This window comes from Microbispora sp. NPDC004025 (assembly GCF_053604425.1).
The window spans coordinates 265928-281758 of the sequence record NZ_JBSGHN010000006.1 but is presented as its reverse complement, the minus strand read 5'-3'; the positions used below and the strand labels follow the sequence as shown (position 1 = coordinate 281758).

The 15831-nt window shown below is 71.8% G+C and carries 15 protein-coding genes; 9 read left to right on the top strand and 6 right to left on the bottom strand.

Translation table 11 applies throughout. From position 1 onward, the window contains the following. Positions 1 to 50 precede the first annotated feature (50 nt). Complete coding sequence (locus ACWEQG_RS18695; RefSeq protein WP_452286155.1) at positions 51 to 551, top strand: DUF1360 domain-containing protein; 501 nt, start codon at positions 51 to 53, stop codon at positions 549 to 551. 55 nt (positions 552 to 606) lie between these two features. Then, positions 607 to 1098: a DUF6328 family protein gene (locus ACWEQG_RS18690; RefSeq protein WP_452286153.1), complete on the top strand. Its 492-nt coding sequence runs from the start codon at positions 607 to 609 to the stop codon at positions 1096 to 1098. A gap of 52 nt (positions 1099 to 1150) precedes the next feature. Here ACWEQG_RS18690 and ACWEQG_RS18685 read toward each other — a convergent pair whose 3' ends face one another. Continuing rightward, entirely contained in the window at positions 1151 to 2113 is a 963-nt protein-coding gene (locus ACWEQG_RS18685) for an LLM class F420-dependent oxidoreductase (RefSeq protein WP_452286151.1), read from the bottom strand. A 120-nt stretch (positions 2114 to 2233) separates the two neighbouring features. Here ACWEQG_RS18685 and ACWEQG_RS18680 point away from each other — a divergent pair, with 120 nt between their 5' ends. Then, a complete protein-coding gene (locus ACWEQG_RS18680) occupies positions 2234 to 2383 on the top strand; it encodes a GPGG-motif small membrane protein (RefSeq protein ID WP_169947694.1) in 150 nt (49 codons plus the stop codon). An 80-nt stretch (positions 2384 to 2463) separates the two neighbouring features. Here ACWEQG_RS18680 and ACWEQG_RS18675 read toward each other — a convergent pair whose 3' ends face one another. Beyond that, entirely contained in the window at positions 2464 to 3192 is a 729-nt protein-coding gene (locus tag ACWEQG_RS18675) for a metallophosphoesterase family protein (RefSeq protein ID WP_452286149.1), read from the bottom strand. Then, entirely contained in the window at positions 3189 to 3434 is a 246-nt protein-coding gene (locus ACWEQG_RS18670; RefSeq protein ID WP_030505965.1) for a BON domain-containing protein, read from the bottom strand. Before ACWEQG_RS18670 ends, ACWEQG_RS18675 begins: the two co-directional genes overlap by 4 nt. A 580-nt stretch (positions 3435 to 4014) precedes the next feature. On the opposite strand from ACWEQG_RS18670, the gene ACWEQG_RS18665 reads away from it, so the two are divergent. Together ACWEQG_RS18665 and ACWEQG_RS18660 are read left to right on the top strand one after the other, a co-directional pair. Next, complete coding sequence (locus ACWEQG_RS18665) at positions 4015 to 5238, top strand: glycosyltransferase (protein WP_452286147.1); 1224 nt, start codon at positions 4015 to 4017, stop codon at positions 5236 to 5238. Positions 5239 to 5263: 25 nt separating this feature from the next. Next, positions 5264 to 6172, top strand: a complete 909-nt coding sequence (locus tag ACWEQG_RS18660; protein ID WP_452286145.1) for a glycosyltransferase family 9 protein — start codon at positions 5264 to 5266, stop codon at positions 6170 to 6172. Here ACWEQG_RS18660 and ACWEQG_RS18655 read toward each other — a convergent pair. Together ACWEQG_RS18655 and ACWEQG_RS18650 are read right to left on the bottom strand one after the other, a co-directional pair. Beyond that, positions 6132 to 7244 carry a DNA topoisomerase IB gene (locus ACWEQG_RS18655; RefSeq protein ID WP_452286143.1) on the bottom strand — a complete coding sequence of 371 codons (1113 nt, stop codon included), beginning with the start codon at positions 7242 to 7244 and terminating at the stop codon, positions 6132 to 6134. The genes ACWEQG_RS18660 and ACWEQG_RS18655 overlap by 41 nt on opposite strands. After that, positions 7241 to 8293 (bottom strand): glycosyltransferase family 9 protein, encoded by a 1053-nt coding sequence (locus tag ACWEQG_RS18650; RefSeq protein WP_363462508.1) that lies wholly within the window; start codon positions 8291 to 8293, stop codon positions 7241 to 7243. The genes ACWEQG_RS18655 and ACWEQG_RS18650 overlap by 4 nt, the downstream gene beginning before the upstream one ends. A gap of 186 nt (positions 8294 to 8479) precedes the next feature. On the opposite strand from ACWEQG_RS18650, the gene rfaE2 reads away from it, so the two are divergent. From rfaE2 to ACWEQG_RS18630, 4 genes are all read left to right on the top strand, one after another. Continuing rightward, positions 8480 to 9925, top strand: a complete 1446-nt coding sequence (rfaE2, locus tag ACWEQG_RS18645) for a D-glycero-beta-D-manno-heptose 1-phosphate adenylyltransferase (RefSeq protein ID WP_452286141.1) — start codon at positions 8480 to 8482, stop codon at positions 9923 to 9925. 10 nt (positions 9926 to 9935) lie between these two features. Next, positions 9936 to 10184, top strand: a complete 249-nt coding sequence (locus ACWEQG_RS18640; RefSeq protein WP_452286139.1) for a hypothetical protein — start codon at positions 9936 to 9938, stop codon at positions 10182 to 10184. Positions 10185 to 10194: 10 nt separating this feature from the next. Further along, positions 10195 to 11187 carry an SDR family oxidoreductase gene (locus ACWEQG_RS18635; protein ID WP_452286326.1) on the top strand — a complete coding sequence of 331 codons (993 nt, stop codon included), beginning with the start codon at positions 10195 to 10197 and terminating at the stop codon, positions 11185 to 11187. Positions 11188 to 11725: 538 nt separating this feature from the next. Beyond that, entirely contained in the window at positions 11726 to 13552 is a 1827-nt protein-coding gene (locus ACWEQG_RS18630) for a transketolase (protein WP_452286137.1), read from the top strand. Positions 13553 to 13556: 4 nt separating this feature from the next. On the opposite strand, the gene ACWEQG_RS18625 is transcribed toward ACWEQG_RS18630, so the two are convergent. After that, positions 13557 to 15812, bottom strand: a complete 2256-nt coding sequence (locus ACWEQG_RS18625; protein WP_452286135.1) for an ATP-binding cassette domain-containing protein — start codon at positions 15810 to 15812, stop codon at positions 13557 to 13559. Positions 15813 to 15831: the final 19 nt, after the last annotated feature.

Genomic DNA, 15831 nt, shown 5'->3' with positions numbered 1-15831 from the left:
TCGCTTGCCCAGCCATGTTCGCCGCAAACAATCCCGGGTAGGGCGCGCTCATGACCGAGACCCTCCAGGAGATCAAGCGCGAGTACGAGGGCGAGGAGAGCCGTCCGCTCGCCTCGTACGTACGGGTTCTCGCGGTGTACGGCGGGGCCGTAGGGGCGCTGCTGGCCGCGGCGAAACTGACGGGCCACAAGGGCCCGGAGAAGATCAAGGTGATGGACCTCATGCTCATGGGGCTGTTCACACACCGGCTCTCGCGGACGCTCGCGAAGGACCCGGTCACCAGTCCCATTCGCGCCCCCTTCACCCGCTACGAAGGGGTCTCCGGCCCGGCGGAGCTCAGGGAGCAGGTCCGCGGCCACGGACTGCAGCATGCCGTGGGCGAGCTGCTGACCTGCCCGTTCTGTCTGTCCCAGTGGATCGCCACGGCCTACGCGGCGGGCACGGTGTTCTTCCCCCGGGTGACCCGGCTGGCCGGGGCCACCATGACGGCCGTGGCCATGTCCGACTGGCTCCAGCTCGCGTACGCGCGCCTGATGAAGGCGGCCGAATGAGCGAGCGGACCGACACCGCACGACGTGACTCCCAGCCGCCGCGCGGGGAGGCGGCATGAGTGAGGTGCTGGAGCCGTTGGAGAACACCGACGAGCACCCGAAGGAGCGCGTCGACCGCGAGCTGGGCGAGCTGCTGCAGGGTCTGCGGGTGGCCGCGACGGGCGTGCAGGTGCTGTTCGCGTTCCTGCTGACGCTTCCGTTCTCCGCCGGGTTCGAGAAGATCGACGCGACCGGGAACTGGCTGTTCTACACCGCGGTCGTGGCCGCGGCGATCGCCTCGATCTGCCTGATCGCTCCGGCGACGCAGCACCGGATCCTGTTCCGGTCTGGACTCAAGGAGCTGCTGCTGCACCGGGCGAACCGGCTCGGCGTGGTCGGCGGACTCGCCCTGGCCGTCGCCATGGCCTGCTCCACCGCCCTGGTCATGGACGCGCTGACCGGTATGTGGCCGACGGCGCTGATCGGTGCGGGTGTGGCGCTGCTGTCCGGCTGGCTCTGGTTCATCCAGCCGCTCCTGTCGCTGCGCCTGGTCAGGAACGACGGCTGAAGAACCACCATGAGAGCGCGACCGCGTGCACCGCGGTCGCGCTCTCGCGCGATCAGCTCGCTTCCCGCAGGCGCGGCAGGATCCGCGTCGCGTAGAACTCGAAGAACCCGTCCTGGTCCGGGCCGATCTGGTTGACGTAGACCTCGTCGAAGCCGGCGTCCACGTACTCGCGGATCGCGTTCAGGTGCGCCTCGGGAGAGGGTCCGCAGGGCGTGGACTGGGTCGCGGCCTCCTCCGTGACGAGCTGCGCGAGCTGCTCGAAGTGGCGTGGCAGCGGCAGGAGCTGTGCGGCTTCGCCCGGGATCCCCTGGTTGGGCCAGAGCCGGTGGACGGTCCTGCGCGCCTCGGCCTCGTCCTCCGACCAGCACACCTTCAGCCCGGCCGCGCAGGGTTTGCCCTCGCCGCCCGCCTTGTGGAACGCCTCCACCATGTCGGCGGCGGGCGCGGTGTGGATGTAGCCGTCGCCGAGCCGGCCCGCGAGCTCGACGGCCTTGGGCCCGAAGCCCGAGATGTAGATCGGCGGGGGCTGGTCCGGCAGCGAGTACAGCCGGGCCGTGTCCACCTCGTAGAACTCGCCGCGGTACGTCACCAGCTCACCGGTCCACAGCTCCCTGATGACGTCGAGGGCCTCCTCCAGCATGCGCTGGCGCTCCTCGGCCGGGGGCCACTGGTCGCCCAGGATGTGCTCGTTCAGCGCCTCTCCGGTGCCGACCCCGAGCCGGAACCTGCCGTCCAGAAGGATCTGGGCGGTGGCCGCGGCCTGGGCGATGATCGCCGGGTGGACGCGGATGATGGGACAGGTGACGGCGGTGGTCACCGGTAGCGACGTGGCCTGCGAGACAGCCCCGATGACGGACCACACGAACGAGCTCTCGCCCTGCTCGTCCAGCCACGGGTGATAGTGGTCCGAGATCCACAACGCCTCGAAGCCGGCCTCCTCGGCGAGTTTCGCCTGGCGGACCAGCTCCTTCGGATCATGTTCCTCGCTGGACAGGAAATAGCCGAAAGTGGTCATGTATCACCACATGCCCGATTATTGTCAAGCAAACGTAACAATGAGCGCTGCTAAGGCAAATTCGATCGGCCCCAGGCCTGAATGATGTTACGTGGCCCTTTGTACGGGCAGTGGAGGGCCATGGCTACTCTGCTTTGGATCATCGCCGTGGTACTGGTAATCGCCGGGATCTACGTGATCCTGGCCCGTCGGGACATCCTCTGGGGGATCGTCCTCATCGTCATCGGATTCCTCGTCGGCCCCGGTGGCGTCAGTATCTTCAATCCCTAGTCGCACCTCACCCACCCTGCTCGCGTACACCGAGACGGCGGCCGGCCACAAGGGCCGGCCGCCGTCTCACGACTGAACGCTCAGCAATGGTCGCCGTTCAGGCAGTAGACGGTGTACGCGTGCTTGATGACCGGAAGGGCGACATTACGCACCCGGATGCCTCCGGGAGTCACGCCCTTTTCCGTGCCGGCGTGCGCGTGGCCGTGAATGAAGAGATCCGCGCCCTCGGCGTCGGCCGCCTCGGCCAGCATGTAACTGCCGAGGAACGGATAGATTTCCGGCGGCTCGCCCATCAGCGTGTCCTTGACCGGCGAGTAATGGCTGAGCACGATCTTGTGGTCGGCGTCGAGCTCCTTGAGCGCGCGCCGCCACCGCTCGGCGATCTCCTTGGTGTGCCGGACGAACGCCTTCGTCTCCGGCTCGCCGAACTCGCTCGCGCATTTCCCGGCGAAACCGCCGCCGAATCCCTTGCCTCCGGCGACTCCGAGCCGTACGCCGTCGATGGGGATGACCGTGCCCTCGTCGTCGAGGACGGTGATGCCGGCGTCGCGGAGGAGGTCGATGATCTCCTGGTTGCAGTCGGAGTGGTAGTCGTGGTTGCCGAGCACGGCGACGACGGGGATGGGCAGGTTGCTCAGCTCCTCGGCGACCACCCGGCCCTCGGGGATCGTGCCGTGCCTGGTCAGATCGCCTCCTACCAGCAGCACGTCCGCGCGGCGCTCGATGCCCTCGATTTTCTTGCGATAGTGACCGCGCAGATCCTCGCCCAGATGGATGTCCGCGACGGCGGCGATCCGCAACTCCCTCACAGATGCTCCTCCTCTCCCGGCTCCCGCACCTCCACCAAGGTGATCTCGTTGTGCACCCGCAGGCCCGGAGCCGCTTCCCGGGCGACGTTCTCGATCTGGTGGCGCCGCTCGTCACAGGAGACCTGCCCGCGCAGATAGACCTCTTCTCCTCGCACATCCACCCGAATGCCCAGCTCGGTGGTCCGATCGTCCTCCGCGAGAGCCCGCTGGACGCGGGCCGCGACATAATGCGGCGTCTCCATCTCTTCCCCTCGTGTCCCCCTCGGTTCTGTATCGCTAGCGCTGCCCGGCCCTTGCCGGGCGAAACCAGGGGTTTGACAGGCGCTAGTGTGGATATGGTTGTTGGTATTCCTGGTGCCTAAGACGCAGGTACCTCCTTGGCGTGAGCATGCCGTGACGGAGGAGCGTCTTGGGAACGTGTGACCGGTTTTCACCCCGCCCCGGCCGAAGCACCGCGGGCACCGGAGGCACCTCTCACCGCACCTCTTCCACAGGCACCGCCTCCTCCGGCCGTCCCCACCACACGGCCCCCCACGTCGCGGCCCCCCACCTCGCGGCCCCCTCCGTACGGGCCGTTTACGGCATCCCCCACCGGCCACGCGCCACCGTCCCCGCGGGCCACGCGCCCGCCCTCCGCCGTCCGCCCGCCACGGCCCGCCATGCGTGCGCCGCCGTCGTCGCGCGCCGTCCCGCCCCGGGGAACCGTCACCGCCGCGTCCGCGCCGCCGGTTCCCGCGCACGGCGACCTGCCGCCGCCCCGGTCGCCGGACCTGCTCACCTGGACTCCCTGACCCCCGAGCCGGGTATTCGCCACTGCCGCTCATGGAGGAACCCCCAGTGAAGATCGCCATGGTCTCGGAGCACGCCAGCCCGCTCGCCACCCTCGGCGGTGTCGACGCCGGCGGTCAGAACGTGCACGTCGCCGCCCTCGCCCGGGAGCTCGCCCGGGCCGGGCACGAGGTCACCGTCTACACCCGCAAGGACCGCGAGGACCTGCCGGAAACCGTCGCCTTCGGCCCCGGGGTGGAGGTCGTCCACGTCCCCGCCGGTCCCGCCGCCGAGATCCCCAAGGACGAGATCCTTCCCTGGATCCCCCACTTCGGGAAGTGGCTGCACGACCGGTGGCTGTTCGACCGGCCGGACGTCGTGCACAGCCACTTCTGGATGAGCGGGCTGGCCGCGCTCGCCGCGGCGGAGAAGCTGCGGATCCCGGTCGTCCACACCTACCACGCGCTCGGCAGCGTCAAGCGGCGGCACCAGGGCCCGGCCGACACCAGCCCGCGCGAGCGCGTCGAGGCCGAGGCCGAGATCGGACGGCGCGTCGACGGCGTCATCGCGACCTGCACGGACGAGATCGACGAGCTGATCCGCATGCGGGTGCCGCGCCGCGCGACCCGGGTGGTCCCCTGCGGAGTGGACGTCGCCGCCTTCCACCCGCACGTCGAGCCGCTGGAGCGGCCGGAGCGCCCGCGTCTGCTGTCGGTCGGCCGTCTCGTGCCGCGCAAGGGCCTGGAGACGACCATCAGGGCACTGCAGTACCTGCGGGACGCCGAGCTGGTCGTCGCGGGCGGTCCCCCGGCCGCCGAGCTGCACCACGACCCGGAGGTCACCCGGCTGCGCTGGCTCGCGGCCCAGGCGGGCGTCTCCGATCGGGTCCGTTTCCTCGGCCGGGTCGAGCGCGACACGCTGCCCGCGCTGATGCGCTCGGCCACCGCCGTCGTCTCCGTGCCGTGGTACGAGCCGTTCGGAATGGTGGCGCTCGAGGCGATGGCCTGCGGCGTCCCCGTCGTCGCCTCGGCCGTCGGCGGCCAGAAGGAGACCGTGGTCAACAACGTGACCGGTCTCCTCGTGCCGCCCCGCCGGCCCGCCGTGCTGGCCCGGGCGCTGCGCAAGCTGCTCGACGACCGGGTGCGGCGCACGGCGTACGGCATCGCGGGCGCCGACCGGGCCCGCGCGAGGTACGCCTGGAGCCGAATCGCCACCGAGACCCTGGCCGCCTACGACCGGGTGCTGTCCGCCCGGGAGCTGGAAAGGAGCGCTTCTTGATCCTGCCGACCCCCAAGGTGAGCCGGTGACGTCGACGGCCCTCGTGCTGCGTTCCGACGGCATCGGGGGCCTTCTCACCGTGGTGCCCGCGCTGCGCGCACTGCGCCGCCACGGGCTGCGCGTCGTCCTCGCCTGCCCGCCGGAGCTGAGCGAGCTCGCCGCGCTCACCGGCGCGGTGGACCGGATCCTGCCCGCGTACGGGCTCGCGCCGCTGTCGTGGCCCGGGCCCGGCGAGGAGGACGCCGCTCACCCGCCGCTCCTGCCGGACCTCGCCGTCAACCTGCACGACCGCGGGCCGCGTAGTCACCGCGTCCTCCTCGCTGTCGGGACGAGGCGCCTGTGGGCGTACGCGAACCCGGACGTCCCCTGGATCAGGGGGCCGTGGTGGGACCCCGGCGAGCACGAGGTGCTGCGGTGGTGCCGGCTGCTCCAGTGGCACGGCGTGCCGGCCGACCCGGAGGACATGGCGCTGCCCACTCCCCTGACCGCGAGTCCCGCCCCGGGCGCCGTCGTGATCCACCCCGGCGCCGGCGGCACCTCGCTGCGCTGGCCCGCAGACCGGTTCGCCGAGGTGGCCCGGGTGCTGACGGACGAGGGCCTGCCCGTCGTGATCACCGGCAGCGTGCGGGAACGGCCGATGGCCCTGCTCGTGGCGACCCGGGCGGTGCTGCCGCCGCAGATCGTGCTCGCGGGCCGCACCTCGCTGCGGGAGCTGTGCGCGCTGGTCGCCGGGGCCCGGCTGGTCATCAGCGGCGACGTCGCGATGACCCGGCTCGCCGGGGCCTATCGGACGCCCTCGGTGCTCGTGTCCACGGCGGACGGACGCCACCCGATCCTGCACGAGGCGGACGCCTCCGACCACCTGGGCGCGGTGGTCCCGGCCGCGCAGGTGGTCAGCGCCGCCGTGCGGGCGCTCGGCGCAGGAGTTCGATGACGGCCTCCTCGACCGGCCCGTGGGTGGCGAGCCGGCCCTCGCCGGTCTCCTCGCCCAGCCGTTCGAGGGGGATCGTCCGCCCCTTCTCGTACAGCGTGACGATGCGGGGGTCCACGTAGGAGGCGCGGCACACCGACGGCGTGTTGCCGAGGTACTCCGACACCTCCTTCATGACCCTGGAGACCGCCCGCTTGCGTCCCGCGCCGCTGCGTACGGGGCGGGAGACGGCGAGCCCGACCGCGGCCAGGACCGTGGCGTGCCAGGTGCGGAAGTCCTTGGCCGAGACGTCGGTGCCGAAAGCGTCCTTGAGGTAGGCGTTGATGTCGGCGCTGCGCACGTCCACCCAGCCCTCCTCGGTGCGGTAGCGCAGCAGCTCGCCCCGGCGGCCCTTCGACAGCGCGGTGAGCACCGCGCACACGTCGGCGTCGGCCAGCACCTGCTCCCGCTCCTTGCGGCCCTTGGCCAGGTAGCGGCACACGACCTTGCCGTCCCCGCACTTCACGTGCGACGTCTTCAGGGTGGCCAGGCCGTAGGAGTCGGTGTACTCCTCCCCGCCGACGCGGAAGAAGCCGATGTCGAGCATGCGCGCGGCGGTGGCCAGCACGCGCTCGCGGCCCAGGCCGTCCCCGCGCAGGTCGCGAGCGATCCGCTCGCGGAAGGCGGGGAGCCGCTCGGCGATCTCCAGCACGTGGTCGAACTTGGCCTCGTCCTGCTGCCTGCGCCACTCGTCGTGGTAGCGGTACTGCCGCCGGCCGGCGGCGTCGGTGCCCACGGCCTGGAGGTGACCGTTCGGATGCGCGCAGATCCACACGTCGGTCCACGCCGGGGGGATCGCGAGGCATTTGATCCGGTGCAGGGCCGCCCGGTCCTTCACGGGCCGGCCGGAGGCCCAGGTGTAGCTGAACCCGCGCCCGCGGCGGCGGCGCCGGATGCCCGGCTCGCTCGGGTCGCTCGGCCGCAGCTCGACGGGCGGTGTCTCGAAGACCTTCGCCTTCTCCGCCGCGCACTTGCCGGCCGCGGCCTTGTCCGCCGCGGACCTCCCCGCGCCGGACTTCTCGGCCACGGCGCTCATCGCAGCAGATCCCACGCCTGTTCGAGCACGTCGTCCACGCTCACGTCGCCCACCCACGAGACGTCGCGGTGGCCGCACTCCCGCATGCCCTCCGTGCCGGCCGGGAGCCCGCAGACCGGGCAGCCCGACGTCCAGGAGATCAGCGGCCGCTGGTGACCCCTGCTCAGCGGACCCCAGTTGATCATGTTGCCGCACCAGTAGATGCCCACGGTGGGCGTGCCCGTCGCCGCCGCCAGGTGGCGCGGCCCGGTGTCGTTGGACACGAGCAGGTCGCAGGCGGCGTACAGCGCGGTGAGCCCGCCGAGGGACAGCTCTCCGACGACGGCCCTCGCCGGGGTCTGCATCTGCGCGACGACCTTCTCCACGACCTCCCGCTCCTCCTCGACGCCGGTCACCACCACCGGCCGTCCCAGGCGGTCGGCGACCTCCGCGAAGCGCTCCGGCGGCCATCTCCTGCGCCGGTCCCCCGCGCCCGGGTGGATCGCCACCAGGCCCCGGGGCACCTTGCCGAGCGTGCGGTTCAGCTCGGCCCAGTCCTCCCTGACGACCGCGATCCTCGGCTCGATCTCGCTGGTGGCGGCGCCGAGCAGCCCGGCCACCTCCAGATAGCGCAGGGTCTCGTGCTGGTAGTGGACGTACGGCACCCAGCGGTCGAGCGGCGCGGCGTCGGGCGTGCGCAGGCCGGCCGTCACCCGCGCTCCGAGGCTGCGGATGAACGGATTGGAGTTGCGCCCGCCGCCGTGCATCTGGACGGCCAGGTCGAACCTGCGCTCACGCAGGTCCTCGTACAGCTCCTCGGGGGCGTCGGTCCCGTCCGGCGGGGCGGAGGAGACGCCGGAGATGGGCGGCAGCGCCACCACCTCGTCCACCGGGCCCGGGCGGCCCCGCAGGAACCGCGCGTGCCATTCACGGCCGAGCAGGGTGATCTTCGCGGCCGGGTACGCCCGCCTGAGCGCCCCGATGGCGGGCAGGGCCAGCAGCAGGTCGCCCAGCGCGTTGGCCCTCAGCACGGCGATCCGCTCGACTCCCTCGACGAGCAGCGCGCTCATGCCACCCGCCTCGTCCCCTCGTGCATCGGACACCCCCATTCGCCCGGCCCGCCGGCTGACCCCCGGCGGAGCGCTCGTGTGGTGCGACGTCTGATCCCGGTTACCCCGGTGCGACCGCCCCAAACCGGCCCGCCGGGTCTGCCGTGCCTGTTGTTTTCCCTGCGTCTGCCGGGGTAGCCGCCGTGTATGACGGAAGAGACGCTCAACCGTTTCGGTGAAGTCACAGCCGTCGTCGTCGGGGACGTGATGCTCGACTCGTGGCTGCGGGGCCGCACCAAGCGCATGGCGCAGGAGGCCCCGGTGCCGGTGGTGACCGTCGAGCAGATCGAGGACCAGCCGGGCGGTGCCGCCAACACGGCCGTGAACCTGGCGGCCCTGGGCGCACGGGTCCACATGGTGGGGGTCACCGGCGCCGACCCCGCCGGGGCCACGCTCAACGCGACCCTGGGACGGCTCGACATCGAGGGCCTGGTCATCGTGCGCAGCTGGCGGACCTCGGTCAAGCGCCGGGTGCTGACCGACGGCCAGATCGTGGCGCGGTACGACGAGGAGGACGAGGCGCCGCTGCCGGAGGCGGCCGAGCGCGAGCTCATCGAGCAGATCACCCGGCTCGCGGCGGACGCGGACGTCATCATCGCCTGCGACTACGGCGGCGGGGTGTGCACGCCGGACGTCCGCCGGGTGCTGTGCGACCTGAGCATCGACCGCAGCGAGGGCTCGCGCGGCGCGCCGATCCTCGTCGTGGACGCCCACGACGTGGCGGCCTGGCGGGAGTGCCGGCCGACGGCCGTGCTGCCCAACTACGCCGAGGTACGGCGGCTGCTAGGCGAGGGGGACGACCACGACAGGGTCGCGTTCCTGTCCGCGCGGTCGGAGGACCTCGTCGAGGCCACCGGCGCCGACCTGGTGGTCACGACGCTGGACGGCGAGGGCACACTGTTGCACCGGCGCGGCAGGCCGCCGCACCGCACGTACGCGACCCCCGCGCCCGACACGATGAGCATCGGCGCGGGCGACACCTTCACCGCGGCGTTCGCGCTCGCCCTGGCGGCCGGCGCGCAGCCCGAGCGCGCCGCGGACATCGGCCAGGCGGCGGCGAGCGTGGTGGTACGCCGCCAGGGGACGGCCGCCTGCTCCCACGAGGACCTGCTGCAGGCGCTGCGGCCCGACACCGCGCTGCCGCCCGAGCGGCTGGCCGCGTGCCTGGAGCGCGACCGGGCCGAAGGCAAGCGCATCGTCTTCACCAACGGCTGCTTCGACGTGCTGCACCGCGGCCACGTCGCCTGCCTGGAGGAGGCCGCCCGGCTCGGCGACGTGCTGGTCGTCGCGGTCAACGGCGACGACGGCGTGGCCCGGCTGAAGGGGCCGCAGCGCCCGATCAACCGCTGCGAGGACCGGGTCGCGGTGCTGGCGGCGCTGGGCTGCGTGGACTACATCACCGTCTTCGACGAGGACAGCCCGACCGAGCTGCTGCGGCTCGTCCGGCCGGACGTGTACGTCAAGGGCGGCGACTACCACCCTGACCTGCTGCCCGAGGCGGACCTGGTCAGGGAGCTGGGCGGAGAGGTGCGGGTGCTCGGTTACGTCCCGGACCGCTCCACCACGGCGATAGTGAACCGGATTCGAGGGTAGAGGGGCCTTCATGACCGAAGAACAACGTTCGCCGACCGGCAAGCCCATGGTGGAAGCGACGCCGATGGACGTGATCCACATCCGTATCGCGTCGTTCGCCCTGGTCTTCTGTTTCGCCGTACTGGTGCTCTCCTTCGTGGGGCGCATCTGGGTGCTGACCGCGATCGTCGTGGCGATCATGGCCGTCATCGCGATCTACATGGCGTTCGCCGTGCGCAGGCAGAAGAGGCTCGGCGGCGGGCCGCAATCGAGAGGATGACGCGGTGAGCCTGAAGGACAAGGTCGTCGTGGTGACCGGCGCGAGCGGCGGGGTGGGCCGCGCGGTGGTCCGGCAGCTCGGAGCGGAGGGCGCGAAGGTCGCGCTCATCGCTCGTGGAGAGGCGGGCCTGGCCGGCGCCGCCGTGGACGTCGGGGCCGAGGGCGGCACCGGGAAGACCTTCGCCGCGGACGTCTCCGACTACGACCAGGTCCGCCAGGCCGCCCAGCGGGCCGAGGCCGAGCTCGGCCCGATCGACGTGTGGATCAACATCGCGTTCACGACGGTGTTCGCGCCGTTCCTGGAGATCACCCCCGAGGAGTACGAGCGCGAGACCAAGGTGACCTACCTCGGCTACGTGTGGGGCACCCGGGTGGCCCTGGAGATGATGAAGCCGCGCGACAAGGGCGTCATCGTCCAAGCGGGTTCGGCCCTGGCCTACCGGTCGATCCCTTTGCAGTCGGCTTACTGCGGCGCCAAGCACGCGATCGTCGGGTTCACCGAGTCGGTGCGGACCGAACTGCTCGCCGAGGACTCGGGCGTGAAGATCACGGTGGTGCAGCTCCCGGCTCTGAACACCCCGCAGTTCGACTGGGGGCTCAACCGGATGCGGCGGCACGCGCAACCGGTGCCGCCGATCTACCAGCCGGAGGTCGCCGCCGACGCGCTCGTCTACGCCGCCCGGCATCCGGAACGCAAGGAGTACTGGGTCGGCGGGATGACCGCGGCCACCATCCTGGGCCAGCGGACGGTGCCCGCCCTGCTCGACCGCTACCTCGCGAGAACCGGGGTGAAGTCGCAGCTCACCGGCGACAAGGCGCCGACCGGGGTGTCCAACCTGTGGGAACCCGCGGACGAGGACAAGGACTACGGCGCGCACGGCAGCTTCGACCGCCGGTCGCACGCCCGCAGCGTGCAGCTGTGGATGTCGCAGCACCGCCGACTGGTCACCGCCGCCGGTCTCGGGCTCGCCGCCATCGCCGGCCTGGGCCTGCGCCGCCGCTGACACCTGCGGCCACGAGCGGGTGTGGAACACACACCCGCTCGCCGCATGTCCGGTCAACGTGAAGATCCCGCGACACGCCACCCCGTCCCGTCGTCGGACGGCCTGCTTGACGTGAAATAGATCGGGGGCGCGCCGAAGAAGGGCTCATAGCCCCCGCCGACCGGCCGTTTCCCCGCCGGGCAGGCCGCCGACAACACGCAGGTCGGGCCGAAAGCGGTGCAGACCGCGCAAGGCGTCTGCACGATCTCGTAGCCGGAGACCCCCGCCGGACCAGCCGGGCCAGCCGGACCCGCCGGACCCTGGGGCCCTCTTGCCCCGGCCGGACCCTGCGGCCCCCGCTCACCCTGCGGCCCCCGCTCACCCTGCGGGCCGCCATGACCGTTCCGGGTCGCAGACTTTGTTCGTCCCCCACTTTGGGATATGCCGGAGCCACCACCGCACGGTGATCACATGAGCACGGATAGAGATTGATCCCGATATATCCAGGCACGACTCTTTTGCGGTGATACGAAGGGGCTTACCGGGGTAGTCGAGGGCGATGGACGAGCTTGACTACCGGTTCCTGTGCGAACTCGCGGCCCAGCTCCGGGTGGACTCGGTCCGGGCCGCCGCGGCCGCCGGCTCGGGGCACCCCACGTCCTCGATGTCCGCGGCCGAACTGATGGCCGTGCTGCTCGCGCGTCATCTCCGCGTGGACGTCGAGAACCCCGCCGACCCGGGCAACGACCATCTGATCTTCTCGAAGGGCCATGCCTCCCCCCTGCTGTACGCGATGCTCAAGGCCGCGGGGGTAGTCACCGAAGAGGAGTTGCTCACCTTCCGCAGGCGCGGCAGCCGCCTGGAGGGCCACCCCACCCCGGAGGTGCCGTTCGTGGACGTGGCCACGGGCTCACTGGGCTTCGGCCTGCCCGTGGGAGTGGGGCTGGCGCTGACCGCGCGCAGGCTGGACCGCCTGCCGTACCACGTCTGGGTGTTGTGCGGCGACAGCGAGCTCGCCGAGGGATCGATGTGGGAGGCGTTCGAGCACGCCGGGCACGAAGGGCTGAACAACCTCACGGCGATCATCGACGTGAACCGGCTCGGCCAGCACGGCCCCACCCGGCACGGCTGGGACCTCGGGGCGTACGCGGCCAGACTCGGCGCCTTCGGCTGGCACACCATCGAGATCGACGGCCACGACCCCGGCCAGATCGACTACGCGCTCGCGGACGCCCGGGCCACCCGGCGCCGCCCCACGGCGATCATCGCGAGGACCTGCAAGGGCCGCGGTGTGTCTGCCGTGGAGAACCGCGAGGGCAAGCACGGCAAGCCGCTGGAGGACGCCGACCAGGCGCTCGGCGAGCTCGGCGGGCCCCGCGCCCTCACCGTCCGGGTCACCCCGCCCGACGCCTCGGCCACGCCGTACCGGTACGCGGACGGCGTGCTCGACCTGCCGAAGTACGCGGTGGGCGAGCGGGTGGCCACGCGGACCGCCTTCGGCGAGGCGCTGGCCGCGCTCGGCACGGCGCGGGGCGACGTCGTCGCGCTCGACGGCGAGGTGGCCGACTCGACGAAGCTGGAGGCGTTCGCCAAGGCGCACCCGGAGCGGTTCTTCGAGTGCTACATCGCCGAGCAGCAGATGGTCGCCGCCGCCGTCGGCATGGACGCCCGCGGCTGGACCCCCTACGCGGCGACATTCGCCGCCTTCCTCACCAGGGCGTACGACTTCGTCAGGATGGCGGCGGTGAGCCGGGCCGGAATCTGCCTGGTGGGGTCGCACGGCGGGGTGTCGATCGGCGAGGACGGGCCCTCCCAGATGGGCCTGGAGGACCTCGCGGCGTTCCGCGCCGTGCACGGCAGCACGGTGCTGTATCCCTGCGACGCGAACCAGACGGCCCGGCTCGTCACGGACATGGCCGACATGGAGGGCGTCCGCTACCTGCGGACGACGCGGGGCGAGACGCCGGTGATCTACGGCCCGGACGAGGAGTTCCCCGTGGGCGGCTGCAAGATCCTGCGTACCGGCGGCCAGGCGACCGTCGTCGCCGCGGGGGTGACCGTGCACGAGGCTCTGGCCGCGGCCGACCTGCTCGCCGAGGACGGCGTCTCCGTCACCGTGGTCGACGCCTACTCGGTCAAACCGCTCGACTCCCCCGAACTGGTGGAAATGGCGGAGGCGACCGGGAAGGTGGTCACGGTGGAGGACCACTGGCCGGAGGGCGGCCTGGGCGACGCCGTGCTCGCCGCGCTGGCCGAATCGCCCGTACGGGTGCGCAAGCTGGGCGTGTCGGGGATGCCGGGCAGCGCGACCGCACAGGAGCAACTGGAGGACGCCGGCATCGACAGGCACGCGATCCGCGAGGCCGTCCTGTCCCTGCTCGGGTGAACGCCTAGGGGTGGGCGGCGAGGGCGCGGGCCGTCGGCGTCCCGGCGTCCGGCGGGTAGTCCGCGACGTGCCCCTCGTAGAGGACGGTCCCGCCGTGCCTGCCGGGGCCGGGGCCGAGGTCGATCAGCCAGTCGGCCTGCCGGACGACGTCCAGGTTGTGCTCGATCACCACGACCGTGTGCCCCCGGTCGACCAGCGCGTCGAGGACCCGGAGCAGGCCGCCGACGTCGCTCATGTGCAGGCCCGTGGTGGGTTCGTCCAGCACGTACGTGGCGGGCCCCTCGGCCTCGCGCAGCTCCTTGGCGATCTTGAGTCTCTGGCACTCCCCTCCGGACAGCGTGGTGAGCGACTGGCCCAGCCGGAGATAGCCGAGCCCGGCCTGCGACAGGTGCCGCAGCGCCCGGTCGACGGCCTCGTCGGGCAGGCGGTGCCTGGCCTGGTCGACGGAGAGGGCGTCGACGTCGGCGATGGACAGGCCGTCGACGGTGTGGGCGAGCACTTCGGGGGTGAAGCGCCGCCCCTCGCATGCCTCGCAGACGACCTCCTGGCCGTCCATGAAGGCCAGGTCGGTGTAGACGACCCCGAGACCGCCGCACGTGGGACAGGCGCCCGCGGAGTTCGCGCTGAACAGCGCGGCGGGGACGCTGTTGCGACGGGCGAACAGCCTGCGGATGGCCGGCGCGACGCCGGTGTAGGTGAGCGGGGTGGATCGGCGGTTGGCGCCGACCGGCCGCTGGTCGATCATGACGGCTCCGTGCTGCTCGACGAGTTCGGCGGCCAGGCTGGACTTGCCGGAACCGGCGACGCCGGTGAGGACCGTCATCACACCGGCGGGGACGTCCACGGTGACGCGCCGCAGGTTGTTGCGCGCCGCCTCCTTCACCGTGATCACGGCTTCCGCCGTACGCGGAGCCGTCTTCGGCGGTGAGGGGCGCGAGAGCGCGCGGCCCGTCGGGGTGCCGGCCCGCCGCAGGCCCGCGAACGTGCCCTGGAAGACGAGCCGGCCTCCGTCCGCCCCCGCCCCGGGGCCGATCTCGACGATCTCGTCGGCGACGGCCATGACGGCGGGGTCGTGCTCGACCACCAGGATGGTGTTGCCTCTGTCGCGCAGCCGCTCCAGCAGCCTCGTCATCGACTCGACGTCCGTGGGATGGAGCCCGGCGGTGGGCTCGTCGAACACGTAGAGCATCTCGGTGAGGCTGGAGCCGAGATGCTTCACGACCTTGACGCGCTGGGACTCACCTCCCGACAGCGTCGTCGTCGCGCGGGCCAGGCTGAGGTAGCCCAGCCCGATGGCCGACATCGCGTCCAGCCGCGCGGTCAGCGCGGCGACGACGGGAGCGACGCCCGGGGCGTCGATACGACGGACGAGCGCGGCGAGCTCGGAGACCTCCAGACGGGACATCTCCCCGATGGTGTGCCCGAGGACGGTGACGGCGCGGGACTCCTTGTTGAGCCGGTCTCCCTCACAGTCGGGACAGACCTGCGACCGGGTGAACCGGCGGATCGTCTCCTGCTTGCGCTCGGACAGGTTGTCGGAGGTCTTCAGGTAGATCCGCTCGAACCGCTCGACGACGCCCTCGTAGTCCTTCGGCAGCCTCCGTCCCTGTCGCCGTCCCAGCCGTGCGGCCGCCTCACCGCCGTGCAGCAGGGCGTCCCGCTCGTCGTCGCTCCAGTCCCGCAGCGGAATGTCCGGACCGAACACCCCGATGTCGGCGTACTGGGAGTACCAGTAGTTGCCGTCACCGAACCCCGGGAGACGGATCGCGCCCTGCCGCAGCGACCTGTCGAGGTCGAGGATGCGGTCCACGGCCGTGACGACGACGTCGCCGAGCCCCGAGCACGTGGGGCACATCCCGGCGGGATCGTTGAACGAGAAGTGGTTCGACTCGCCCACGTGGGGCTCGCCGAGCCGGGAGAACAGCAGCCGCAGATAGGTCCAGGTGTCGGTGATCGTGCCGACCGTGGAGCGGGCGTTGCCGCCGAGTCGCCGCTGGTCGATCACCACCACCGGCGAGAGCCCGTCGATGTGGTCCACCTCGGGACGCGTCCACTTCGGCAGCCGGTTCCGCGCGAACGGGGGGAAGGTCTCGTTCAGCTGATGACCGGCCTCCGCCGCGATCGTGTCGAAGACCAGCGACGACTTGCCCGACCCCGAGACGCCGGCGAAGACGACGAGGCGGCCTCGCGGGATGTCCACGTCGAGACGGTGGAGGTTGTTCGTGCGGGCGCCTCTGATGGTGATGTGCGGTACGGCCATGCTCCCGACCGTACGAGGA